21 protein-coding genes are annotated in these 26,389 nt (G+C 49.1%); 2 read left to right on the forward strand and 19 right to left on the reverse strand.

The genetic code is table 11. The features are described from left to right. Window positions 1-23 precede the first annotated feature (23 nt). From JXQ28_11530 to JXQ28_11565, 8 genes are all read right to left on the reverse strand, one after another. Window positions 24-560: a hypothetical protein gene (locus JXQ28_11530; GenBank protein ID MBN2278363.1), complete on the reverse strand. Its 537-nt coding sequence runs from the start codon at window positions 558-560 to the stop codon at window positions 24-26. Then, entirely contained in the window at window positions 557-1,105 is a 549-nt protein-coding gene (locus JXQ28_11535) for a zf-HC2 domain-containing protein (protein ID MBN2278364.1), read from the reverse strand. The genes JXQ28_11530 and JXQ28_11535 overlap by 4 nt, the downstream gene beginning before the upstream one ends. Before the next feature lie 5 nt (window positions 1,106-1,110). After that, entirely contained in the window at window positions 1,111-1,650 is a 540-nt protein-coding gene (locus JXQ28_11540) for an RNA polymerase sigma factor (protein ID MBN2278365.1), read from the reverse strand. A 107-nt stretch (window positions 1,651-1,757) separates the two neighbouring features. After that, window positions 1,758-2,786, reverse strand: coding sequence for a rod shape-determining protein (locus tag JXQ28_11545; protein ID MBN2278366.1), 1,029 nt, complete (start codon window positions 2,784-2,786; stop codon window positions 1,758-1,760). A 195-nt stretch (window positions 2,787-2,981) separates the two neighbouring features. After that, window positions 2,982-3,479, reverse strand: a complete 498-nt coding sequence (locus tag JXQ28_11550) for a hypothetical protein (protein MBN2278367.1) — start codon at window positions 3,477-3,479, stop codon at window positions 2,982-2,984. Beyond that, window positions 3,448-4,023: an exosortase H gene (gene xrtH, locus JXQ28_11555; GenBank protein ID MBN2278368.1), complete on the reverse strand. Its 576-nt coding sequence runs from the start codon at window positions 4,021-4,023 to the stop codon at window positions 3,448-3,450. The genes JXQ28_11550 and xrtH overlap by 32 nt, the downstream gene beginning before the upstream one ends. 82 nt (window positions 4,024-4,105) lie before the next feature. Beyond that, window positions 4,106-4,801, reverse strand: coding sequence for a rhomboid family intramembrane serine protease (locus tag JXQ28_11560; protein MBN2278369.1), 696 nt, complete (start codon window positions 4,799-4,801; stop codon window positions 4,106-4,108). Between the two features lie 25 nt (window positions 4,802-4,826). Then, window positions 4,827-7,034 (reverse strand): M23 family metallopeptidase, encoded by a 2,208-nt coding sequence (locus JXQ28_11565; GenBank protein MBN2278370.1) that lies wholly within the window; start codon window positions 7,032-7,034, stop codon window positions 4,827-4,829. A 204-nt stretch (window positions 7,035-7,238) separates the two neighbouring features. Between JXQ28_11565 and JXQ28_11570 the strand changes: the two genes are divergently transcribed. Beyond that, a complete protein-coding gene (locus JXQ28_11570; protein ID MBN2278371.1) occupies window positions 7,239-9,068 on the forward strand; it encodes a peptidylprolyl isomerase in 1,830 nt (609 codons plus the stop codon). A 52-nt stretch (window positions 9,069-9,120) separates the two neighbouring features. Here JXQ28_11570 and JXQ28_11575 read toward each other — a convergent pair whose 3' ends face one another. Next, window positions 9,121-9,894: a carbon-nitrogen hydrolase family protein gene (locus JXQ28_11575; protein ID MBN2278372.1), complete on the reverse strand. Its 774-nt coding sequence runs from the start codon at window positions 9,892-9,894 to the stop codon at window positions 9,121-9,123. A gap of 242 nt (window positions 9,895-10,136) precedes the next feature. Between JXQ28_11575 and JXQ28_11580 the strand changes: the two genes are divergently transcribed. Beyond that, window positions 10,137-10,556, forward strand: a complete 420-nt coding sequence (locus JXQ28_11580; protein ID MBN2278373.1) for a hypothetical protein — start codon at window positions 10,137-10,139, stop codon at window positions 10,554-10,556. A 98-nt stretch (window positions 10,557-10,654) separates the two neighbouring features. Here the strand turns inward: JXQ28_11580 and yidD are convergent, their stop codons facing one another. The 10 genes from yidD to JXQ28_11630 form a co-directional block, all read right to left on the reverse strand. Continuing rightward, a complete protein-coding gene (gene yidD / locus JXQ28_11585; GenBank protein MBN2278374.1) occupies window positions 10,655-11,944 on the reverse strand; it encodes a membrane protein insertion efficiency factor YidD in 1,290 nt (429 codons plus the stop codon). 71 nt (window positions 11,945-12,015) lie between these two features. Beyond that, window positions 12,016-13,692 (reverse strand): electron transfer flavoprotein-ubiquinone oxidoreductase, encoded by a 1,677-nt coding sequence (locus tag JXQ28_11590; GenBank protein ID MBN2278375.1) that lies wholly within the window; start codon window positions 13,690-13,692, stop codon window positions 12,016-12,018. 74 nt (window positions 13,693-13,766) lie between these two features. Further along, on the reverse strand, window positions 13,767-14,198 hold the full coding sequence (locus JXQ28_11595) for a hypothetical protein (GenBank protein MBN2278376.1): 432 nt from the start codon (window positions 14,196-14,198) through the stop codon (window positions 13,767-13,769). Window positions 14,199-14,669: 471 nt separating this feature from the next. After that, a complete protein-coding gene (locus tag JXQ28_11600; GenBank protein MBN2278377.1) occupies window positions 14,670-19,238 on the reverse strand; it encodes a PAS domain S-box protein in 4,569 nt (1,522 codons plus the stop codon). Between the two features lie 146 nt (window positions 19,239-19,384). After that, the gene (gene ispH / locus JXQ28_11605) at window positions 19,385-20,338 is read right to left on the reverse strand and encodes a 4-hydroxy-3-methylbut-2-enyl diphosphate reductase (GenBank protein ID MBN2278378.1); all 954 of its coding nucleotides are present in this window, start codon (window positions 20,336-20,338) and stop codon (window positions 19,385-19,387) included. 52 nt (window positions 20,339-20,390) lie between these two features. Beyond that, on the reverse strand, window positions 20,391-20,987 hold the full coding sequence (gene pdxT, locus JXQ28_11610) for a pyridoxal 5'-phosphate synthase glutaminase subunit PdxT (GenBank protein ID MBN2278379.1): 597 nt from the start codon (window positions 20,985-20,987) through the stop codon (window positions 20,391-20,393). Window positions 20,988-21,006: 19 nt separating this feature from the next. Further along, window positions 21,007-21,888, reverse strand: a complete 882-nt coding sequence (gene pdxS / locus JXQ28_11615) for a pyridoxal 5'-phosphate synthase lyase subunit PdxS (GenBank protein MBN2278380.1) — start codon at window positions 21,886-21,888, stop codon at window positions 21,007-21,009. A gap of 306 nt (window positions 21,889-22,194) precedes the next feature. Continuing rightward, window positions 22,195-22,605 (reverse strand): Rrf2 family transcriptional regulator, encoded by a 411-nt coding sequence (locus JXQ28_11620; protein ID MBN2278381.1) that lies wholly within the window; start codon window positions 22,603-22,605, stop codon window positions 22,195-22,197. A gap of 268 nt (window positions 22,606-22,873) precedes the next feature. After that, entirely contained in the window at window positions 22,874-24,016 is a 1,143-nt protein-coding gene (locus JXQ28_11625; GenBank protein ID MBN2278382.1) for a saccharopine dehydrogenase NADP-binding domain-containing protein, read from the reverse strand. 151 nt (window positions 24,017-24,167) lie between these two features. After that, on the reverse strand, window positions 24,168-26,339 hold the full coding sequence (locus tag JXQ28_11630; protein ID MBN2278383.1) for a hypothetical protein: 2,172 nt from the start codon (window positions 26,337-26,339) through the stop codon (window positions 24,168-24,170). Window positions 26,340-26,389: the final 50 nt, after the last annotated feature.

The raw sequence follows: 26,389 nt of genomic DNA on the forward strand, positions 1-26,389 counted from the left end.
CTCCTTTTTTGCATATGCTGTACTTACGGGTTGGAGGAAGGCATCATTTTTTCGCGGAAACCCCGTACGGATTCAATCAATTCCCGTTCAAAACGTGACTCGAAAACCACCATTTTACCCGTCTGTACTGCGGTTAAAATTGACGATATGTCTTTATGGAATTTTATGATCGGATCATTCATTTCGCCCCGCAACCGGTCGATCTCGTCCACCATGGCCGTAATGTCCTTTTCCGACGGATTTTCCGTCTTCAGAAGATCCGAGAGAGCATCCACAGCGGCCTCGACCCGATCCATATGGGCTTTCATCTCGGATCGCAACTGAGCGTACCTTGCGATAAACCGGGTGTTCTGCTCATCGTTCAATTCCAGCAGTTCCAGCAATTTCAAGATGCGGAGATTTTCCAGGTTTTTTTCGAACATCTCCGACCTTTTGCCGAAATCTTTGCCCCGGCCTTCACCCATCCCGGGCCCGAACATCTGCGCCCCGCTGTCAGCCGCCAGGCCAAACAGGAAAACAAGCAACAGGGCCGCTGAGGCTGTAAGTGAATTCCGTCTCATAGTATGCCTCCGATATCCATATTTGTTACAAGATATTCATACTCTTCGGCGGTAATATCATTGAACAGTTGATCACTGGCCCCGATCCCGTATGTCTCCGCATAATCACCCACCATCGCCTGAACATACTGCTCATCGAAAGCCTGATCCACCGCCAGGACATCCTCGCTGTTCAGCAAAGTGTAATTGACTTCCACAACATTGTTTTCCACCGTCGCCGGTCCCAGATGCGAAACCAGCGAGACAAAGACAATCATGAACACCGCCGCCACCGATGAACCGTAGCGGACCATAAAATTATACAACCCGGTGGCCCGGCCGAGATACGAGGTAATTTTCCGATCCAGCTTCTCCTGGACAATAGCGAATTCAACGGCGCTCAGGGGTGCTATTGCCAATCCCTCAAGGGATTTTTCCATCTGCACCAGATCATCATAATAAGCCCGGCAGGAGGCGCATCCCTCAAGATGAATTCTTTCCTCATCACTGAGATCGAGTTCCCCCATTTTCAGGCTCAGTATTTCTTTAAACCTCGCGCAATTCATGACCATCACCTGAAAGCCTTAAGCCGTTTTTGAAGTTTTTCGACCGCCTTCTGGTAGTTGGTTTTGACGGTCGATTCGCTTTTATTCAAAACCGCGGCGATTTCGGGAAAAGACATCTTCTCGAAAAACCTGAGATTAAATACCAGTTTCTGTTTGCCTGGAAGATTCTCTATTCCGGCCGCCATCTCTTTCGATAACTCATTATAGGTAACCTGATCTTCCATCTCGTACGCCGGTTCGCTCGAGGGGCTTTCCCCGAGCGGTAAAAAGCTGACCAGTTTTCGACGGCGCAGGAAATTGAGTGACTTGTTGGAGGCAATCCGATACAGCCAGCTGGAAAGATTGGCATCCTCGCGGAATCCGCGCAATTCCCGGTAGGCTGAAAAAAAAGTATCCTGAACCAGATCCAGCGCCGCTTCGCGGTCACCGGTCATTCTGTAGGTCAAAGCGAACATTTTATCTTTGTATCTCTTGACAAGTTTATCAAACGCTTTCCGGTCGCCGGCTTTCGCCTGCGCCACCAATTCCTTATCATCCAAGTCCATCTATCAGTCTTTACTTTTTAGACAATACCCCGGAAGAAAAGACTAAAAAAAAGGCAAACCCGCTGTCGTTTGCCTTAAACTCGTTATCTGCCAATGAGTAACTCAACTCAATCCCGCCGGCTTTTAATCAGCACCTTGGCATACATTTGCATATTTTCCAGAACCTTCCCGGTTCCCCGGACAACACATGTCAGCGGATCCTCGGCAATATTTACCGGAAGATTGGTTTCCTGGCGCAAGCGTTTATCCAACCCCCGCAGAAGCGCTCCGCCGCCGGTCAGAATAATACCGCGATCGAGGATATCCGAGGCCAGTTCCGGCGGGGTCTTTTCCAGTGATTGCCGGACCGCCTCGACAATACGGTCGATCGGTTCCACCAGCGCCTCGCGGACCTGAACCGAGGACAGCTTCAAATTTTTCGGAACCCCGGCGACCAGGTCGCGTCCCTTGATTTCCATCGACATTTCTTTTTCCAAAGGAAAGGCCGAGCCGATCTTGATTTTAATTTCCTCGGCGGTCAGTTCTCCGATCAACAGGTTGTAATTCTTCTTGAGATACATGACGATGGCATCGTTGAGTTCATCCCCGGCAATCCGAATCGAAAAATTATTGACAATACCATTGAGAGCGATCACGGCGATTTCCGAGGTGCCGCCGCCGATATCGATCACCATCACGCCCGATGGTTGGTCGACCGGAAGCCCGACCCCGATAGCCGCCGCCATCGGTTCCTGAAGCAGAAAGACCTCGCGCGCCCCGGCGTTTTCGGCCGAATCGCGAACCGCCCGTTTTTCCACCTCGGTTATTCCCGATGGTACAGAGATCAAAATCCGCGGCTTCATCAGGTAACGATGGCGAATAACCCGCTTGATAAAATCGGAAAGAAGTTTTTCAGAGATTTCAAAATCGGCGATAACACCGTCTTTGAGCGGCCTGATCGCGGCAATCTCACCCGGCGTACGGCCGATCATTTCTTTGGCCGCCGAGCCGACCGCGAGAACCTTGCCGGTGGCTTTCTCTACGGCCACCACCGAAGGTTCGTTAAGGACAATTCCCTGTCCCCTGACAAAAACAAGCGTATTGGCCGTGCCGAGATCAATACCGATATCGCTTGAGATAAAATCAAATAGGCCCACTATATATCCTTAATCCTGCAAAAAGTTGCTTTTAACAAAATTATCGTCAAATGCGCCAACAGTTTAATCTAACCTGAGCAGGAAATCAACAAAAATTATAAAACCGGCCTCCCATTTGGCCCTGCGACCGGTCTAAGGATATTGCCGAACCCATAAAAACGGCCCAAAACACGTCTAAAACGAGTCCGGAATCTCTCAGTCTCCGCCATCGTTTTCCCTGTTTTTCCGGCCGAATTTCAAAAAGCCGAATAATCCGGTTAGTTTCCGGGAATAAAATAACAGCCACAACCCCAGCGGCAGAGCATCGTTGAGGAGAATAAAATGGAAGGTGTTGCGGAACAGGCCGCGGGTTAGGCCGTATTTGGCCCAGTAGTAATAATCGGCCCACGACAGCAGCAGGTGGCCGATCATCAATATCAGCAATCCGCCAAAGAACGTCAGCAGGGTCTTTTTCCATTCTTTGATAATTCCGGGGGTGGCCAGCACCAGAGCGGTGTATGGTACCAGGTTGCTGAAATGATCGAGCAGAAGTGAAAGCCGCCATTTTTTAACACCGACCCACTGGAAAAACGGCACGGCCACCGGTTTGAGAAAATGAGGGTACAATGTCTGCAGATAAAAATGCCAAAGCAGTCCCAGGGCAAGGCTGAAAAAGGCCAGCTTAAGAAGAAACAGCCACAGGTCTTTTTTCACGGTACACCACCAGGTACAACCACAATATCCAGATCGCGGCGATCATAATAATCAGCGTCACCTGCCAGAGATAAAGGTGCATGAATTGAAACACGGGGTATGATTTGGCCCCGGCCAGAAGCAGGGCGATAATCCGGATCACATTGAAAAGGAAAATGGCCGGCAGACCGAAGGCAACGCCGAGGAGTTTCTTGCGAATCGTGGTCGCAAACGATAACACCGCGGCCAAATAGATCAGCATCTCGAACAGCCCGGTGCATTCATCGATAATCTCGACCGAGAACCCGGCATAGTTGACAAAGACCCCGTTATGAGATACTTCGCCGGAAAAAAGCCCCAGGACATTGCCGGAAATCGACGCCGTCAGTTCCATGAGCCAGAGGACATCGTCATGGTAACGGGTGAACAGCTGCGAAAAACCTATACTTATAGCCAGCAACAGAACCAGAAACAGGATGACAAACCGGGCGACCGGGGAGATGGTGAATTTTTTATTGGCGGAGTCGGCGGATTTGTCTTTTTTCGTTTCGGGTCGTCTCTTCAAAGATTTCCCCATAGAGACAATGTATAATACAATCGCGATTAATGCAATGATATTTTAGACATGAATCCTGTCAGTCCATTTTCTATTCCAGCCAGATGCCGTAAGTGCGGCGTTTGCGGGTAATCACATAGCGGAACAACAGCCACCCGAAACCGAATCCGCCCACATGCGCCAGCCAGGCCACTCCTCCCCCGGTCAAACCTGAAGTCATGGCCATGAACAACTGGTAGATAAACCAGAACCCGAGGACAAACGAGGCGGGTACCCGGATGATCTGGATGAAAATAAATAAAAACATCAGGGTTACGATCCGGGCCCGGGGAAACAGCACCAGGTAGGCTCCCAGAACTCCGGCAATAGCCCCCGAAGCGCCAACCAGCGGAATCTGAGAATTGGGTCCGAAAAGAACAAACAGCCCCGCCGCCGCCAGACCGGAGGTAAAATAAAACAGGATGAATTTGAACCGTCCCAGGTAATCCTCGATATTATTCCCGAAAATCCAGAGGAAAAGCATGTTTCCCGCCAGATGCCAGAAGCCGCTGTGAAGAAACATGCTGGTCAAGATAGTCAGCGGCGCGGGGACGGCGATTTCCGGCCAGAGTTCCTCCATATGCACCAGTTCATAGGGAATCAAACCGAACTTGAACAGAAATATCTGAAAAGCTTTCCGTGACATGGGAATGGTGCAGGCATAAACGAGGCAGTTTATGACGATCAGGATAAAGGTGGCTATTGGAGTCCGGCGGGTCGGGTTTTCATCCTTGAGCGGAAAAAACATGGCTTATCACCTTGGTCTCGGCCGACTACTTTTTAACAAAGAAATGGCTGTTGATGACCCGGCGGTTACCGACCCGGTCGGCGGCCTCGATCACAAGTTCATGACGGCCCGGTGATAATTTCCCCCGGGGCGAGGTCTTCATTAACTCAATCTCGGGATCGTATTCCGGAATCAGCCACTGCCCGTCCAGAAGAACCCGGATAACATTATCATCTTTGATACCGGATAATTCCTCGGATATGGTACATTTAATTTCGGGTTGCCCGATGGAGATTGTTTTCCCATTTCCCGGCGAAAGGTTTTTTATTCGCGGTGCCTGAGAATCCTCGATGACCGCGAATTCTCCCATCACTCGTGATTCGGCCGAGATTTTTTCTCCGTCGATGCGCGAATCGAACCAAGTCCATTGATCTTTACTGTTCAGGCGATATATCCCGATTTTGGCCGGATCGGCTTCCTGATCGTAACGGAAAGTTATATCCAGCCGTCCCGCCAGGGGAACGGTTTCGGGATCGATACTGTAAACCGGACTGAGGAATTTCCCGGACTGAGGATATTGCCCCTGCTCGCTTTTAACTTCGATCAGATTGGGAGAATAAAAGGTGGTCTGATTGAAGGTTACGCTGATCCCTTCCGAGCCGACCAGGCTGGTTGTCCCGGGGCTGTTACCAACGAGAATAATATTAACATCTTTGCTGTCGGTCATGATATTATGAGTATCATCGTACACATCCAAGCGGATAATCCTGGTTTTGATACGCTCGTCATAATAGAAGGCGGCGAAGTTTTTCTCCGAAACCGGAACCGCCTTATGCGATGAAATATATCCGTCTTCATACACAACATCGAGCCGGGGAACCGGGGCGATTTTCTGGTCGGCGGTAATATCGACCAGAATTCCCCCATCGGCCAGGGTATAATCGAAGCGGTACTTATATTCCCGGTCGGGTTCAAGAGGGATATAGCGATCGACAATATACCATCCCGACTCCCCTTCGACATCAACTCTGATAGCTCGCATTTTGGAATCCGCAGTCGGCAATTCCACCCGATAATCGGCTCGCCCGCGCGGTTCAATTCGGGCCTGATCCATTTTCTCCCAGCCGGCACGATTGCCGAGACCATAAATCAAAATATTGTTTAAATCAATATAGTTGAGATCCTCGGAACCTGTCAGGTAAAATAGGGAATCACTCATCCATTCGATTTCGAAAAAATTTCCCGGCGGCGCAAAAACAAAATGAAAAACCAATTCCGACATATTCCCGGAAGCATCATAAATTTCGATCCGGGCCCGATGCAAACCATAACTGTACTGCGTTCGCCCGGTAAATATTCCGCCCTTTTCGTAGTATGACCGGCTTCCGTCGAATTTCTTACCCGGCGGATTGAAAAGCAGATGCCAGTCCTCCTTGTTCCTGATCGTCAGGCAATAATCATAGGACAGGTCAACCATGGCTGTTTGGTCGAAATTGTACCTGTCATAGGTCACTTCATAATACAGATAATCATCGATATACAGCCTGGCCCGGTAAATATTCAGCCGGAAACCATTGGCGCGAACTTTGTCATAGGCCTTGACGGCCACCCCGAACGGCCCCCTGACCAAAATCGCCGGTTTGACCTCAAATTGGCCGTATTCACCGCAGGATTCGGGATCCAGGAAAAGTCTTCTCTGACCGTTGTAAAAAACCGAACCGGAATCCTGATAAATCAATTCCAGCCGGGCGAATTGAGGCGGGTAAGTATCCGGTATCGGGAAACCGTTGGTCAGAGGGTTCAGCGGGAAATTATCCTGATCGCGCCGTTCAAAGTGAATATGGGGCGCTCCATAACCGGACTGACCCGAATAAGCCACCAGTTCCCCCTGGCTGACAGGAATATCACCGGGCGCGAAAAATTGATCGAACTGGTATTTCTCGTTTTTATACTGAATTTCCCTGATTGTTCTTTCAAGTTTTTCGGAGAGCCTTGACAGATGTCCGAAAACATAGATAAAACCCTGACTGTCTTTGAGATAAAGACCTTTGCCATAACCTTCGTAGGAATATTTAATCCGCCAGACATAACCATCAACCGGGGCATAAATCCGCCGTCCTTCGGTCCCTCCGGTCCGAAGATCAATACCGCCGTGGAAATGCAGTTGTCGGAAATCGCAGAAGGTGGAGGACAGGTCGATTTCCCCCTTGATCGGCCAGATTAAGTCAGTCGCCGAGACTGGTACTGCGGCCAATAAAAGAAGGCCTAATAAGGAACCTTTGATGGTCGATAAAATATTCATAATTAATGTTTTAACAACTTATGCCGGAGGATGTTCAAAGTCAAAAACATTTTCCGGGCATTTTGTATAACATGAAATATCCGACTTGCGGATTTGTGATTTTGGCATATATTACCGATTCGATAATATTTTTAGATAATATAAGGAGTTGTCCGGATGTTTGAGTTCTTAAGAAAAATGATCGGCCCTATTATGATTCTGGTTCTGGTGGCATTTATCGCAACTATTATCTTCAGCTGGGGCGGCGGCGGTTTCAGAGAAGGTCCCAAGGATACGGTCGGTATGATCGATGGCGAAAAAATTTCTATCAATACTTTCGATCGTTACTACTCCAATCTAGTTAGAAAAGAGCAGCAGAATTCCGATGAGGATATCACCCCCGAGAAATCGGCGGAATTAAGAAAACAGGCCTGGTCCCAACTGGTTGGTGATTTTGTTATAAATCGCGAAATCGAAAAGAGAAAAATTACGGTTACTCCCGATGAAGTTTACGAATATCTGAAATTCTACCCGCCTCAGGTTATCCAGGAAACACCGCAATTCCAGACTGACGGCAAATTCGATTATCAGAAATATATCAACGCCATGGTCAATCCTCAAAATGCCACCATGTGGTCTCAGCTCGAGGCCTATGTGCTTCCCGACCTAAAGCGGACCAAACTGCAAAGCCAGATTATAAATACTGTCAGGGTGACTCCTTCCGAGGTAATGAATGCTTATCTGGCCGATAATGAAAGGGTCAAAATCGGTTATATAAATATCCAGTCGATCACCCTGGAACCTAAAGTCGAGATCCCCAACGATACTCAGGTTAAGGCCTATTACGAGGAGCATAAGGACGATTACAAACAGCCGCGGAAGGCTCAGCTGAACCTGGTGATGTTTGAAAAGACACCTTCCCAGAATGACTGGGATAAGGGTTATTATGAAATAAAGGATATTTATGACTCGGCCGCAGCCGGGGTTGATTTCGCGGAATTGGCCGCCGCTTTTTCTGACGATCGGTCGGCTTCTTCGGGCGGCGATCTGGGCTGGTTTTCCGAAGGACAGATGGTGGCGCCGTTTGACAGCGCGGTGGCAACCCTGAATGTCGACGACATCAGCAAACCGGTTAAAACCCGCTACGGATGGCATATTATCAAGATGTATGAAAAGTCAATCGAGAACAAGGCGGTTCCCGGGAGCCAGGAAACCCGGCCGGTGAAGAGATACCATGCCGCGCACATTCTAATCAAGGTCGAACCTTCCCAGGAAGCCGTTGAAACCATTTATAACAATGCTCTTGATTTCGAGGAAGCGGCCAAATCCGAGGGTCTTGTTCCGGCGGCCGAGAAATACAATTACGATGTCAAAACCACTGCCCCCTTCGATGAAAGCGGCATGATACAGTATTTGGGAGATATGCCCGAGGCCGCTCAATTCGCCTTCAGTCATAAACCCGGCGATCTTTCACCGATCTTTGAGACCCGGGCGGCTTATTTTCTGACATCCGTCGATTCTCTGATCCCTGAAGGATATACTCCCTACGAAACGGCTGCCGCAAGTATTGGCAAACGCCTGGTGGCCGAGAGTGCCGAAAAGCTGGCCCTCGACACCGCGACCATCGTCTATGATAATATAAAATCGGGCGGTGGTTTTTCCGGGTCTGCCAAAAGATACGGCTTTGACTACAAGGAGTCGGACATGATCAATAGCAATTCGATGGTCCCCGGAATCGGGCGTTCCGACGAAATTATCGGGGCGGCCTTTGCCATGAAGAATATCAACGATGTCACCAGACCTGTCGAATATGAGCGAGGGGCGGTAATCATGACTCTGCTTGACAGGCGGTCGGCCAATCTGGAGACATTCAACCAGATGAGAGATTCATTACACTATGCCGTCCAGCTTCAAAAAAGCCAGGATATTTACAGCCGCTGGTTTGATAATATCATCAGCAACAGCAAAATAGAAAATTATCTGGATGAGTTCTATACCGGCAATTAAGACGTATAAAACGAACGAACAAGGGATATCGACATCACGATATCCCTTTTTTTTATTCTTCAACGGCACCGGCCGCTATTCCCTTCGCTTTGAAATCGCGCAACTCGTCAATATCAAGGATGGTAGTCATAATGGCGGTAGATAATTCCGCGTGAGGTTCGACTCTTTTCAGGATTCCCCAGGGGGCGGCCACCAATGAACGACCCTGAAGTCTTTTCCCGAACAGGAGTCCCACTCCACACGTTTTAACGATGTAGGCCAATGATTCCCGGGCGGCCCTTACATAGATATCATTATCCCTCTTAAACTTTTCCAGTTTCCGCTCCTCCGGCAGATATGATGAAATGGTCGGGATAAAAATAATATCGGGCCGGTATTCTCTCATTTTTTCAAAAAGGGCAACATTCAAAGCATCGGCGCAAATCAATATCCCCAAACGAATGCCCTCGATCTCTCTGACAAAAATCTTGTCACCCGGCAAAATACCCTTGTCTATTTCTCCGCTGACCGGATTGAGTTTCCGGTATCGCCCGATAATACACCCGCGATCAAACAGGTAGGCGCTGTTATAAAGCCCCTCCTCATCACCCTCAACCACCGAACCGCCAATCAGGCAGGTCGAAAGGGCTTCCGAAAGACCCGCCAGATAGGCCAGGTTTTCCTTGATCATCATAGCCGAACGGACAAAATCCGGCATATCCGAAGCCACCAGCGAATATTCGGGCAGGCAGATAAAATCCGGCCTTTGTTTAAAGACCAGCAACCGCTCCTCAAGGGTCAACATGTCCCCCAGCCGGGATTGAATCTGAACGATTTTAATCAGCATAAATCCCCAAAAATGACAAATCGCCTTTTTCCATTATCTTACGTATTTAATCAGCCGTGTTTCAAAAACTTATAATAACCGCCCGGCGAAATGCTTTTTCCGGTGTTCAAAAAAAGGGCGATTTATATCACCGGGATTGGAAAAGAGCTAAAATTTGTCTATCTGTCGCCCATCCGGTCGATAATTCGAATATAATAATCAATCACCGGTTTCTGCGGACATTATCAAAATGGAGGTATCCTATGTACGAATCCAACGGACCGACCATTTTCTGGCTGGCCTCACCTTTGGTCTGGCTGGGAATATATCTGTATTTTTCCCTGTGCCTGTTTACAATTGCCAAAAAGGTCGGGCATGAAAATACCTGGTGGGCCTTTGTCCCGATTCTCAATATTATCCAGATTATCCAGATGGCCGGCAAGCCTCTCTACTGGTTTCTGTTTCTCTTTATTCCCATTTTCAATATCGTTGCCATAGCCATGATCTGGATTGAAATCGCCCGGGCCCGCGAGAAATCGCCGATATGGGGAGTATGCATGATTCTTCCCTTTATCAGTTTGCTGGCTATTCTGATTCTGGCCCTGGGTGAATCCAATCGTGTCAGCGCTTATCAACATGCCCCCCAACCCGAAACCGAAAAACACCCGACCCCGACCGTTTAAAACGACACCACTCACTCCCATATAGAACGGGGCGGATCAAAATGATCCGCCCTTTCCCTTTTATTGACAGGCATATTTCACTGGTAATTCGGGAGGCACTACCAGCTGAATCCCAGGTCGAAACGAAGCATCAATCCATTTAAATCCCTGGCATTGCGGCGATAGGCGCTATTCACAGAGCCGTATATATTACCGGCATACAATCCCAGACCTATCACCGACAGGGTCACTCCCAAACCGGGCTGATCGTGATCGAAAGCCTCGATTGAGCCCCAGATGAATAAGCCGTTAACGATCAACGCCGAAAGCGCCGTTTGACCGTAACCATCATAGAGATAACCCAGGCCGGGGATAACCGCCAGGATACCCGCCAGAGCGGGGCTTTTTCTATTGAGATTTGCGGCTTCACGGGTTAATTGTACGCACTGCCGGGCCTGCGAATAATATTCCGAGGCGGGGCTAACCGCGGCAAAAACATCTCCGGCCGCTTTCCATCGGCATTCGCGGGCATAAATCAGGCCGTTTAAAAGCATGGCTCGATCCCGATAAAGCCCGGACCGGCCTTCCACCAGGTTTTCGAAACAGCGATGCGCCGCCGGGTAGTTTTCCAGACGGATATAGCCGGTGCCGATTTTATAATCGATTTCCGTTTTCCACCCCTGTATCCGTTCATGTTCCCCCAATTCTTCCCCGTATTGGACCGCCGCCAGATACCGGCCTGATTGATACAGGCAGTCATACAGGGCCATTGCCGCCCGAGGCCAATGAATGGAATGGGGATAGTAGGCCATCAGCCGCCGGTACTCGGTGGCCGCGCCGACAAAATCGTTTTCCATCCGAAGGGTTTCAGCGAATCCAAAAAGCCGATCATCTTCCCCGGCAGAATCAACCGGGGATTTCCCTGAATCCCGGTAATGGTTCAAATGCGCACGGGAATAATCGGTTTTACGGTCACCAGGTTCACCGGATAGTCCGCCGGTCCATGCCCTTCCGCCGACCGGATCCAGGTAACGGGAATAACCATCAATGATGGTTATCCGGTATTGTTCCGGGTCATGCCCGCAACGATGCAGGCGGTCGGATGTCATCATCATGGCGGTCAGGGGATCATACCGCTGAAACGCCATCCGGGCATATTCCGAGCACGACGGGGACATGGGACAATCGCCCCCTATACCCGGACTGATCAATAACCGGTAACCGGCAATCAGGCCAAGGGTCGGAAATTTGTAATAGGGATAGGCTTCGAAATCTTGTCCCGAAGCGGCCGGCATTTCTGCTGAGGAGGCTTTTATATCAGACGATGACTCGACATCAGAGGCCGGGCAATTTCCTGAGAGAAACAGGACTGCGGCCGCAAAAATCGAAATACAATATAGCCTGATCATTATTTATCTGCATCCCGGATATTCCCCCGCTTGTTTTATCGGGGCGCTAACAAGGATCCGATAGATACCGCCTATAAATTGGTATAGTTGGGACCTCCACCGCCTTCCGGCGTAACCCAGTCGATTACCTGGTAGGGATCGGCAATATCACAGGTTTTACAGTGAACGCAATTCGACGGTGTTAACTGCAGTTTCTTCTTCCCCGGACGGTTTTCATCATCAACCATCTCGTACACCTGAGCCGGGCAAAAATACTGACAGGGATTACCGTACTCCTCGGTACAACGATTGTTGCAAATATCATAGTCGGCAATGACAAGGTGCGGCGGCTGTTCTTCCTCATGCTTGGTTCCCGAGCGGTACACGTCGGTCAATTTATCGAAGGTGTACTGATTATCAAACTTGAGATTTTTTCGAGTCGATTCCTCGCCGAAACGGGCGATATAATCGCGAACCGGCATCATATGTTCATGGTCGGAATGAACCTCGCGGCGGTCGTTTAATCCCCGCCCGCCGCTGATCATCTGCAAGCCGGTATTGACCATCCCGAATAACAATCCGTTATCGAATCCGGCGTGATAATTACGCACCGCATAAAGCTGATCGCGCGCCCACGAGGACTCAAACCGTTCCTGCATCCCCCGCAGAACATTAATCGAAAAATCTTCTTTCTCCAGTGCCTCGAAAAGCGTCTCGGCCGCCAGCATCCCCGACTTGATAGCCAGATGGATACCCTTCAACCGTTGCGAATCCAGAAAGCCGGCCGAATCACCGATTACCAGCAGACCTTCATGGTAAAGGCGCGGCATCGAATAATACCCGCCCTCAGGGATGGTCTTGGCACCATAATGAAGCATTTTACCGCCCTCGAAAATCTGCCTGACCATCGGATGGGTCTTAAACATTTGAAATTTATAATGCGGATCATTGGTCGGATTGGGGCTGTTGAGACCGACTGCAAAACCGATGGCGGCCAGATTGCCACCCATATTATAAATAAATCCGCCGCCATACTCCTCCCAGGGCTGAGGCCAGCCGAAAGTATGGATTATTTCGCCCGGGCGTAACCGATCCTCGGGAATTTCCCAGACCTCTTTCACCCCGGTCAGATAGGACTGCGGCAGGCCATCCTCGAATAAACCCAGTTTCCTCCCGGCCTGTTTGGTCAGCGAACCATGAACCCCCTCGGCCAGAACTACCACTTTGGCCTTGATAATCGAACCCGGTTCGAAATTGGCCCTGGGCTGACCATGTTTATCCAACCCCAGGTCGTTGGTCCTGACCCCGATCACCCGGTCGTCCTCAACCAGGAGCTCAAAACCCCCGGTTTCGGGGAAAATATCAATCTCCAGCCCTTCGACCTGCTCGGCCAGCCAGCCGGTGAACTTGTTGAGCGAAATTATATAATGACCGTCATTGCGAAATGGTTTGGGAAGAAAAGGAAAACGATATTTGGATTTTTCACTAAGATAATACAGAGAATCAGGACCGACCTCATGCTCGATTGGCATTCCTCGGTCTTTATAATCCGGTATTAATTCCCGGATACCAAGAGGATTTAAGACGGCCCCCGACAATGAGTGTGCCCCCGGATAAGATCCTTTTTCGATAATGACTATCTGCGGGCGGGTGACTCTCCCCCCCGAATTATCAATCAGATGTGCCAGATGATAAGCGACAGAAAGCCCGGCCGGGCCGCCCCCTACGACAAGTATATCAACTTCGAGAACTTCTCTTTCAATATCCATTCTCACTCCTCAAAATTGGTGGTCACCATTCACCGATGAATATACACAAGACCGAGTGAAAATGGAATCAGTTTTTATTCTTTGGCCCTCGCTCGACCGTTGGATTGAAACCTCGGGACCATATCACCGTTAAGAGGATCGGAACCATTCGATTTGATCTGTAACATCTCTTTAATTTTGCCCAGGTTGGGACCGATCACCATCAGGCGCCCGGCCACGGTAATAGGGAATTTCATCAGTTCATTATCCCGGGCTATCAGGTCGATAACCTCGGCACGTGATGGAAGATTTTTATCCAGACCCTTCCGGAGATATGTTTTGGATGACTTATTTATAAAATGATCCAGATTCAAGTGACGAACCAATCGCGAAATTTTATCATAAGTCAACGGTTCTTTTTTAATATCACGAATTCTTAAAAGAATTTCGTTCTTCTCCAGAAATTCCTGTATATCTTCACATCCGGGATCGCCGGGAATCATATAGAAGTCAACCATCTTTCTCATTGCGCCTCCGAATCATATGATCTGCAGTGTGCTATTAGACCTGGTAAGGTGAAAACCGGAAACGGTTTCAACCGAAACCTGAACTTTATCTTTTTGCCACCCTTTTGGTTATTTTATTTATCTCGTCTTTTGCCACCCCTTTAATGGTTTCAGATTGAAAAAACCAAGGCAACTGAAAATACCTTCCATTTTTATCCGGTCATTTCAGGAAACCTCAAATAATTCAGTAACCAGAATTCGAGTCAGCAATTTAAGGGTGAAGGGCTCTTTTTTAGTCAATCAGGAGATTCCATCTATTGAACACCTGAGCCGTTAACTTTGTTCCCTCAAATAACTTTTAAAGAATCCTATCAGATACTTTATGTATTTCTGATGCCAGATATTGACACAGCTATTATTAATAAACGGCATTTTTTTAATATTTGGCAATGAGGTAAAAATACGATACTATTACGTATTAATTATACGTATTTATAGTGATTGAAGATATGAGCTTAAGTTTATATTCGCATTACGGATACCAAGTTTTCGCCGGATAATTTCCCGGTGTTTATGAACCGTCAGAATGGATACATTCAGGATCTCCGAAATCTCTTTCGATCTCAAACCATTTTTTATCATCTGGCAGATTTCCAATTCCCGTGGTGACAATCGACTATGACTGGTTCGTAATTTATCCATAAAGGGTGATGCGATTGTTTCCAGGCTGCTTTCGATGCTGTCAATATGTTTTTTCTGCTGTTCGGAACAGGTTTCTTTGAAACGCTTCAGAGAAGGAACAATTATTTTTTCGATATTGGCTGAAATCTGTTGTTTGATTCCATTCTTTTCCGCTTCGATTTGGCCCAGCACTTCTCTCAGGGCAATATTTTTTGCCTCAAGGGCTTCCTGTTCGGCTCGAAGTTCCTCGCCCGCCTTAATCAGCTCATTTTCAACTCGTTTGTGTTCGGTGAGATCTCGAAAAGCCAGGATGCGGACGGTCTGTCCCTGATACTGGCAGGCTTTGCCGATGACTTCTATTGGAAAGCCGGAGCCGTCCTTACGCCGGGCCATTCCCTGCCAGGCTATTTCTCCGTCTTGATGAGGATTGCGGCCAATAAATTCAGCATATTCCGGTTCGACCAGATCAATCAAATTAATTTTCGGCAATTCTTCGGCGCCGTAGCCAAACATGATTGTTGCCGTTTGATTAAAATCGACTATTCGTCCGTTTTGATGAGTTATAATTCCTTCCGAGGTAGCTTCCGAGAGCATTCGGAATCTCCCTTCGCTTTCCTGCAGAGCCTGCTGGGCTCGGTGTCGATCGGTAACATCCCGGAAATATCCCAGATTACATTCCCGGCCGTTTATTTTCGCCGCTGTTCCGCTGATATCGACATAGACTATTGTTCCATCCTTGCGAAGGCAGGGAATATTTTCGGAAATGTATTTTTCTCCTTTGGCCAGGGCATAAAAATCGATAACCAGATTATCCATTTCCCCGGCCGGATGGATATCGGAAATCGTCATTTGCATTAACTCCTCAATGGCGTAACCCAGGAGACGGCAGAACGCGGCATTGGCATAAAGCAGGGTAAGATCATCAATGGCCGCGATCAGGATACCCTCGGCCGCCGACTCGAACAATATCCTATAGCGTTCTTCGGATTCGCGAAGCTGTTCTTCGGTTCGACGGCGTTCGACGATTTCCCGGGTCAACTTGATATTGGTGACGGATAATTCAGCCGCCCTTTCTCTGACCAGCTCCTCCAGATGATCACGATGTTTTTTCAGTTCTTCATCGGCTTTTCTTTTCTCGGTTATATCACGCAATACGGTAATTACATGGGTCACCTGTCCGTTTTTCACCACCGGGATTTTTCTGGTTTCAGTTATCACTTTTTTTTCATTAAGAAAGGTGATTTCCTCGGTCCGCGACATCTCTCCATCAGTGAAGACTCGGTGATACTCCTCCATGACGGCATCCGAAAGGAAGGGAAACACCTCCATCAACTTCCTGCCGACGGCCTCGATTTCCCCCAGACCAAGATCCCGGCACCAGTCACGGTAGGATTTGCTGAACAGGGTGAAACGCATATCTCGATCAATGACATGGATCGGATCATCCATGGCATTCAGGGTCGAGCTATAGAGAGTCTCGGATGCCTGCAGGGCTTCATCGGCCCGCTTGCGATCGGAGATATCAACCATCACCCCGCGCAGTCCGGCCGGACGGTCATCAATCAGAATCGGCGCCGAATAAATGAGGACCGGTATTTTCCGGCCGTCTTTACCCACCAGGTTATACTCATGTTCATCGGCCGCAATGCCCGCCAGTCTCTCTTCAAATTTTCTCCGGACCAACTCCTGATCATCCGGCTCGAATAAATCGAGAAGATGAAATCCCCGCTCAAGATCCTCCCGGGAATAGCCGGTGGTTTCAAAACCTTTATTATTTGCCAGGGTTATATAACCTTCCAGATCAGTTTCAAAAAGAGTCTGCGGTAAAAGATCGGCCAGTTCCCTGAATTTTACTTCGGTATCGCGTAATTCCGCTTCAGCTTGTTTATGATCGCTGATATCCTCGGTCAGGATTATTACCCGCTCGACTTCATCACGGTCATTCTTGATGGCATAAAAATGCTGGGAGAGCCAGCGTAATTTTCCGGTACGGTGTTTTCGGGATTGAATCTCGGGAATATGAAGATAGCCGCCGTGTTCATAAATATCATGGACCCGGGGCAGCCACTCCCCGAGATAACTATCATGTTCATCGAATTGCAGGGCATGCCGGGTTCGTTTCTGGTACTCCTCGATATCATCATCCGGTATGGCCCAGATATCCCGCCAGGCTTTATTATACCCCAGCAGTAGCCCGTTCCGGTTGCGGATCGAGACTCCCAATGGAGAGTGTTCGATAATGGCCCGGTTGAATTCCTCGCTTTCCCTCAGGGCCTTTTGAACCAGCCAGCTTTCCGAGACATCGCGGCAGAGAGCTAAAACTCGATCGTCATCCTCGGTTTCGACCACCCTGGCGCTGATTTCGACAGGAATAATTTCCCCGGAGAGATTGATATAGTCAAGGCCGACATTCCGCAGGTAACCCTGTCGGATACATTTATCGAATTCCTCGCGGCTTTTTTCCATGGCCTGCGGCGCCGTCCATTCGGAAATGTTCTTGCCCCGGATATCCTTCATTTTACGGCGGCCGGTCAGCCGGAGATATTCCATATTGGCATCGACAACATTGCCAAGGGTATCCAGGATTACATAGCCGGTATCGGTGGCTTCCACCAGGGCACGATATTTTTCTTCACTGGCCTGCAGAATTTCATCGGCTTTTTTTCGGCTGGTTATATCCCGGGCGATAATCATGGCCGAGGAGTATCGGTCATCATCGTTCTTCACCGGGTGGATGGTTGTGTCGTACCATCTGATCTCATCGCGGATTTTCAGTTCGAATTCTTCATATAATTCTTCCCCGGAATCCAGAGACCTTCGAATACTGCGCATCTGGTGGTCGGCATATTCGGCCGGGAAATAATCACTCAATTTGCGGCCGATAATTTTATCGGCTTCACTTTGCATATCCCGGGCCCCGACGGCATTGACAAACAGGACTTTTCCCTCATGGTCTATCAGGGAGATCACCTCCGGGATATTATCCACCAGCAGTCGATACTTTCCCTCGGATTCACGCAGGTCATGTTCAATTTTTCCGCGCTCGAAAATTTCTTTTTTCAATCCCCGGTTGATATCTTTCAATTCCGCGGCGCGCTGACTGACAAGATCCTCCAACCGGTCTCGATATTTTTTTAATTCATCTTCTTCACTTTTCCTGACGGTGATATCGCGAATGACACTCAGGAAACCCGACGGTTTATCATCCCTGTCGCAAATCAGGGTGGCACTGAAATCGGCATAAAACCCGGAGCCGTCCTGTCTGATCATTCGATATTCCATATTGCGAACTGATCCGCCGGCAATGATCAGGCGGGCGTCAAGGATGGCCTTTTCGCGGTCATCAGGAACAATCAGATCAAAAATATCCCGGTCAATTAAATCATCACGGCTCTCAAAACCGAACAGGTTTACCGATCTTTGGTTGGCCATTGTAATCCGGCCGGAAATATCGGTAACATTGATGGCATCCGGCGAGATTTCAATCAGCGACCGATAGCGGCTCTCGCTTTCCCTCAAATCCTCTTCCGCCCGTCGTCGATCAGTGATATCACTGAAAATATGAAGCAGGGCCGGACTATTTTCCCAGGTAATACCGACTACATTGACTTCCAGTAATTTTATTTCTCCCTGCGGATTATATATTCTCACCCGGAAGGAAAATGATTCTGACACACCCGTTACAGGTTGAACATACCTCTCCAGTATCAAGGGATAATCATCGGGGTGAATCAGCTTCCGCACTTCGATTTCGGAAAGATCCGCAAAGCTGTAGCCGGTGATTTGCTCGCCCTTCTTATTGATATATGTCACCCGGTTTCCCTGGGTCACCATAATTCCCTCACCGGCGTTTTCAATAACCTTCCGATATCTTTCCTCACTCTCCCTCAGAGCCTCCTCGGCGCCAATACGACTGGATATATCCGTTATCAGGGCAAAGCTTCCCCGATATTCACCGTTGGGATCAATCAGAGGACTGGCCGAGGCGATACTGTGGAATTTGCCCCCATCCTTGCGTTTGAGAATAATCTCGTACTCCGCCCCCTGGTTTTGCCGCCTGAACTCCATTTGACCAAGGAGCGTCTTGTGGCTGTCTTCATGCACGAAATCGATTGCTGATCGGCCTATTAACTCCTCCGCCGCGTAGCCTAATTTCCGGCAGATATTATTATTGACGTAGACAAAGATGCCCTTCTCATTTTGGACCACCACCCCTTCATGCATATTCTGGATCAGGCCCCAATATTGCTGGCCGCTGTCGGGGAGGGCTTTTTCGAAGCATTCGAAGCGGGCCAGAGAATCATTCATTATTTTCAACTGGCCCCTTAATTCGGCCAATTCCTGTTCAAGCTGTTCTCTGGTTTTATCGGTATCTGTCATAATGGGCTCCGCAGACGGATATCCGGTCAAAAGCTGTCATAGACTATTTTAAGCGAATTGCCCATAATTGGCAAGACAATATGCCGCCAATCTGAATTAGCATTGACGACATTTACAAAAATAGGACGTATCCGAAAAAGCGGCTATTACCCATTCAAGTCAAACGGCATCTTCTTCATAACCAGTTCGTTGACCCGGCATCTCTGGCCGGAATAGACAATATCCACCCGTCGCCCGGCCATATCGATCAGGCGGTCTTTAACGCCGTCAATCAAAAAGTCGGGAGTCGATGCTCCGGCAGACAGGCCAACTGTTTCAACCGGGTGTTCATTTCCGGTAAACATTTCCGGCCTGATATCATTGGCCGAGTTAATCAAAAAGCTTCGGGGACAAATGGTAGCCGAGATTTTAGCCAACCGTTTGGAATTGGCCGAAGTTTGCGAACCCACCACCAGCATCAGATCCACTTCCGGTGCCAGAGCCACAATGGCGGCCTGCCGCTGACCGGTCGCATTGCAGATGGTGTTGAAAACTTCAATTCCCGGATAAAGTTTGCGTGCGGCTCGTTCGACTTCTTCGAAATCCGCGATTCGGGCCGTGGTTTGCGATGTCAGAGCCAGCTTTCCTTCAAAATCGCCTGCTTTTTTCAAAGATTCAAGGCTCTGAATCACCGTTACCTTTCCGGGAGCATGACCGACAATTCCAATAGTTTCGTCATGATCCGGATCGCCGAAATGCAGTATATGATAATCGTTCTCGGCCAGACGCCGGATGATTTTGTGAATACGAATCACCAGCGGGCAGGTAGCATCGACTATTTTCAAGCCCCGTTTTCTGCCTTTGGTAATCACCTCGGGTGAGGCTCCATGAGCCGATATAATTACTGTTCCCCTTGTAATTTCATCAATATCCGAGGATTGTCCTACCCCCGATTTCGAGAATTTCTGCACAATGGCATCGTTATGGACTATTTCGTTCAGAATGGTAACAGGTTCATCCCCGGTCATGGTTTTTTCGGCAATCGAGATAGCCCGCTTGACCCCCATGCAGAATCCGTAATGCTGGGCTATGATAATTTTCTTAATCTTTATCATATTCATAAGATACGAATCCAAAATCGAATAATACTCCGCCCGCGATATCGTCTGTAATTCATATCACGCCGGTGTCCATTACCAGATGGTCGAGGAAATATCGGGTTAAGGTCAGGTCGTCATCCAGCTCGGTATGAAAAGAGCTGACCAGGCATTTTCCTTGAATCAGCAGAACCGGCGAATTATCATGCCGGGCCAGAATTTTGACTTCCGGGCCGGCATCCATAACCACCGGAGCGCGGATAAAAGAACCCGGGAGCGAAACATCATGACCATTCAGATGGGCTTTTACTTCAGTATGAAAAGAATACACCTGTCGGCCGTACCCGTTTCGGGCAATCGAGATATCAATTATTTTCAAAGGTTTGACCCGGACATCATCAACTTCCCGAGCCAGCATAATCATCCCGGCGCAGGTCCCCCAAACCGGTTTTTCGAAACAGAAACGCTCCATCTCCGGGCGCATAACAAATCGGTCGAGGAGCATACTCATGGTAGTGGATTCACCGCCGGGAATAATAAGACCATCAAGACCGGACAGGTCTCCACCGGTTCTTATTTCCCGGCAATTGGTTTTGAGGGCCGACAGACGATACAAATGTCGTTCGAAATCGCCCTGAAGTGCCAGGACGCCAATCGTCAGATGTGAATACATAGGCGATCAATGTCAAAGATTATCTGACCTGAAGCAGATCCTCATCCGGAATGGCGGCGGCGGAAATACCCTTCATGGCTTCGCCCAGACCGCGACTACACTCAGCCACCGCTTTCGGGTCCTTATACCGGGTCACCGCCGTCACTATGGCTCTGGCTCGTTTTTCCGGGTTGGCTGATTTAAAGATTCCGCTTCCGACAAAAACGGCCTCGGCCCCAAGTTTCATAACCAGAACCGCATCCGCAGGAGTCGCCACTCCGCCGGCGGCGAAATTCGGTACCGGTAATTTGCCGAGTCTGGCGACTATCTTGACAACCGTCAACGGGGCCGCCATCTCTTTGGCCGCTCCATTAAGCTCCTCGTCGGACATCAAGGTCAGCCGTTTCATGGCCGAATTTATCTCTCGAAGGTGTTTAACCGCCTCGGAAACATCACCGGTTCCGGCTTCTCCTTTGGTACGAATCATGGCCGCTCCCTCGGCGATTCGTCGCAGGGCCTCGCCCAGATTGCGACAACCACAGACAAAAGGAACCCGGAATTTCCATTTATCGACGTGGTATTTGTAGTCGGCCGGGGTTAAGACCTCGGACTCATCAATAAAATCGACTTCCAGGGCCTGGAGGATTTCGGCCTCGGCAAAATGCCCGATTCGGCATTTGGCCATGACCGGTATCGAAACCGCCTTTTTAATAGCCTCGATAACCTCAGGATCGGCCATTCTGGCCACCCCGCCCTCGGCCCGGATATCCGAGGGAACTCGTTCCAGAGCCATCACCGCCGCCGCTCCGGCCTGTTCGGCGATTTTAGCTTGATCGGCGTTGGTGACATCCATGATGACACCGCCCTTGAGCATTTCCGCCAGGCCGACCCTGATTTTATAATCTTTATCTTCGAAATTCATAAGGCATTGCTCCCGACTTCAATTTCTTCAATTCCGCTTAAGAAATAAACAGCGACATTCAAGCCGAAATTCCGGTTTCCCGCCGAGTCAACCGGCTGAATTACGCCCTTAAAAACCGCATAAATATTACTATATTAAGGCCCAAAAATCAACCCCTATAATAGCCGGCCCATACCATCCGCGTAATAATGGATTTTGATTCTCCAGTACCTTATACGATTGGTCCGGGAGAAAATTACGTTGGGGAACAAAAAAACCGGGGGTGGTATTCACCCCCGGTCGCAATCCCAAGAAAGGGATTAATATTTAGTCTTTCAGGATGGCTTTGTATTTGGCGAAGTTGGCACGGGTCAAAGCCTTTTTGAAATGATCCTGTTCCTTGATCCAGAAGTCTCTCATACGGCAGACTTTATAATGCTCACAGCATTTATCGCCCTCAATGCAAAGGTTGAGAGTAATCGGGCCATCCATCGCTTCTATCACATCAAGAAAAGTAACATCTTTTGGCGGACGAGCCAGGCGATAGCCACCGGTTACACCCTGATAGGAAACCAGAATTCCCGCCCAGGTCAAGTCTTTTAAAATCTTCGCTAAAAATTCCCGGGGAATACTCTGGGCCTTGGCCACCGTTCCGATGGAAGCCAACTGCCCCTTGGGCAAACCAGCAAAATGCATCACTGCTCGCAACGCGTAATCAGCTTTTCTTGAAAGTTGCATATTTCCTTCCTTCTGCTTTTTTCTTTCCGGTTTATTATTCTTATACGCCTCTTTGGGCCATAATATGGACAATTGTTACACGTTTTTCAAGTGTTTTTTGCATTTATTCTCAATTAAATTGTATCTCCGTTCCGATTCCATATCAATAAAATTCGATTTAATGGATTTAAACCTCTATATAAACGAGCCGTTGGATATTCCGGCCATTTTCCGGAATCTTCTTTGGCCGATCTGATTACGATTCTTGGCGGCAGGTAATAAACCGGTTTTACTCTTTCCTGATAACCAGGTTAATATTTCTTTTCTTTAACTGACCCATAAAAAATTTCGGCTCCACCGCGACTTCCTGGGGCACTACACCGCGATGGGAAATTTTCCCGGAACAGGCCATCCAGGCTATAATCGCCACCGGGAATGCGGTCATCCGCATCATCGAGGTTAATCCGGTCCGCGAATCCTGGCGGTCGATAATTTCATGAACCAGTTTACCGGCTTCACCGGCAGATTCTCCCTCGATCGTCACCCTGACCAGAACCAGGTCGGGATCATTGAAACCCAGATTTTTCTCAAGGACTTTTTTGAAAACCTCGCGAGGCTGAACAGTAATCTCACCCACCTTCAATTCACTCCGGGAACCCAGCCCAATCTCCAGCATGGGTTTAAACATCTGGCAATGGCCCGGATAACGGATGGTTTTATAATCCAGGAATTCCACAATTCCTTTGTACGTGTCAGGAAGGGTCGAAGTTCCGGCGGAAGTATAAAAAGCCTCCAGGGCCCCGATTCCGTCGAATTCCAGTTCCTCCAGACCGGTCATCGGATTAACGGTCTTTTTTTCGCCGTTTTCTAATATCACGACCGGTTCCCAGTACTCGTTAATCAAACCCTCCGAAGAAAACACCATCTGGTAATTAAGCGGCGGTCGAGGAGTCTGTGGCAGGCCTCCGACCCTGATTTTAACCGATTTAACCTTATCGAATTCGGCGATTCCGGCCGCGGTCAGAATAGAAACCAGTCCCGGTGCCAGACCGCAATCGGGAATCACCACGATATCGGTGGCCCGGGCCTCCTCGCTCATCTCAAATTGCGCCTTGACGGCATCATTATTTCCGCCGAGATCGAAGAAATGAGTGGCGCTCTTTATGGCCGCCCTGGTTAAGCCGGGATTGTACTTATAGGTTACGGCCGATATACAGGCATCGTATTCTTGTAAAAGCGATGCGGCATGGTCCTCATCACCGGCATCGAGTCTTCCGGCGATAGTAATTTCCTGTCCGTATTTTCGCGCGATTTCCTCAGCCAGTTCCAGATCGAAATCGAACAATCCGATTTTTTTAACTCCTTCGACACGGCTCAAGTCGTAAACCGCCGCCCGACCCATCAAACCCGATCCAATCACTGCAATTTTCATGGTCACTTTCCTCTTCTCATAAACAGAGCCCATTATAATATGGAGAGAGTAATATATCAAATATTTATTTTGATGCTCCTATTAAAAGATTTTGATCCGATTGATCGTTGGACGGCAATTGCCTTAGTACATGTTACGCCGCGATGGAATATTAAATCAGCTGCAATCGTTTACGAATAAACCACTCCAGCCCCAGCGCCAGAATAAAGATTGCCAGGAGCCAGAATTTATTCCAGAGGACAATTTCATTCTGGACCGTGACGGTGATTTTATCATGGGGCACCACCGGATAAAGAGAATCGATGCCGTTAACAGGATAAAAGCGGCCGCCGGTAAGCCGGGAGACGGCGTTCAAATTTTCAAAATCCGGGCGGCGCCGGAATTCCTCGATCGAATAACCCTCAATCGCCACCTGGCCGGAACTTTCCTTAATCCTTCGGCCATCTTTCTCCGCCACGGCAAAATAATTGTAGCGAGCCGATGGCAGGATCTCGAAATCGGCCCGGTATTTTCCCTCACCCATATCAATCAGTTGAACCAGGGAGGTATCCTTGCCATTCTCGGCGGCCATGGCGACATACCCGCCTGCCCCCTCAATCGGGCGAAACCCAAGATCATAGGCAAAGGCGGTGAAACCGACTTTTTCGCCCCGGGTGTAAACTGCCTTGTCGGGTATTATGCGAACCGGCTCGGCCTCCTCGCGGACGGAAAGCCAGTTGACCAGACCATCGAAAAACCGACCGTACTCTCCGGGCTCCTCACCAAAACCATAGCCGAAAAAGGCCCAGTGCCAGAAGGGCAAAGCCGCGGTGGCCAGCACCCGCCCGCCACCGAAATGGCGGTAGCCGATTATCGGCGCCGTCATAGCCGCCCGGCCCAGATCGGCTGTTACCAGGATTTCGGAGTTGGGTGCAACCGAATCAATCGGCACCAGTGCCTCGAAATTCGGCAGATTGCGCCAGGCTTCCCTGATATTCTGCCGGTTGTCGGCGATTCTCACGGCGGGATGGAAAAGATAATTCTCCGCCGGTGCACCGTTAAACTTCAGATAGACCAGCGAACTTCCCCGGCGGGTATTTATGAACGGAAGATAATCATCAAGCCAGCGCGGCCAGGTTTCCATCAGGTAATTTTCACCCAGCAAAACCAGGATCGAACCACCTTTATCTTTCAGAAAAGAATCAAACAGGTTCTTGCGGGATTTAAGAGCCGATGGTTTTATGTCGCAGAGAATAATCAGGTCATATCGGTTAAGTTTGGTTTGTTGATCGGGAAAAGAGCCGGTTAAATAATCATTATCCTTGAAGACTACCCGGGTCAAATCGACCGACTCCGACCGGGATAAAAACCGATTCAAAAAGGCGTATTCCCAGTCCAGGGTCGGTGCCACCAGAAGCACTTCCATCTTGCTTTTTAACACCGTCACCGAAAATGATCGGCTGTTGTTATCAGCGGATATTTCATCCGGAGATCCCGGAATCACAACCCGGAAAGTCTGTTGTCCCGGTTTTTCGGGAACGAATTTCAAAACGATATCATCCTTCAAATCGCCCGGCGGCAGTTTGATTTCCTGTTCGGATAAAACTTTCTCGCCGCTCCGGACCTGGATTTTCGCCCGATCGTTGTCCATACCCTGCCATTCAAGATGCACCGTTACCGCAGTCGGTTTGCCGGCAAACACGATTTGATTATAATCGAGTCCGGCCAGAGCGATATCCTTTTCCGCCGCGGGGATTCCGACCCCGATTGAAAAAATTGGGGTTTTTATACGAGCCGAGGCTTCCGCCGGGGCAATTCCGCTGTTGGAGATACCATCGGAGAACAGCAACCAGGCTTCGGCCGGGGCGGCGATCTGCCGGTCGGCCATTGCGGTCAGGACTTCACCCAGAGCGGTCCGATCGCGGTCGAGATTATCATTATCCTCTCCGGCGGCAAGACCGGCAAATGGCACCGTTTCATAGTCGAAATTACCGATAAAATCCCGGAGTTCTCCGCTCTCCATAACCGAATCGACCCGGGCCGAACGACTCAGATCGTTTTCCATGATATCCATACTTTTCGAGTGATCGACCAGGATAGTAAGTCTCGCTTTTCTTTCATACTCCCGACGGTACGACAGCACCGGTTCCATCAAGGCCAGAAAAACCGCCACCACAGCGACAATCCTGAGACCGGTCAGCAGTATTTTCATCCCGCGCGACAAGGGTGGATTGGTGCGCCGGTAGAGATAAACGGCAAAGATGACAAACAAGATAAAAAACAGAACCGTGACCACCGGCCGGCCGGTTAGAAAATCTATGGAAATCTCGGTGATGCCAAACATATTCAGTTATACAGGTAAATCATTATTCCGACCGAAATTGGGAGGCAGAA

The sequence above is a fragment of the Candidatus Zixiibacteriota bacterium genome (assembly GCA_016933955.1).
Taxonomy (GTDB): Bacteria; Zixibacteria; MSB-5A5; order GN15; family PGXB01; genus JAFGTT01.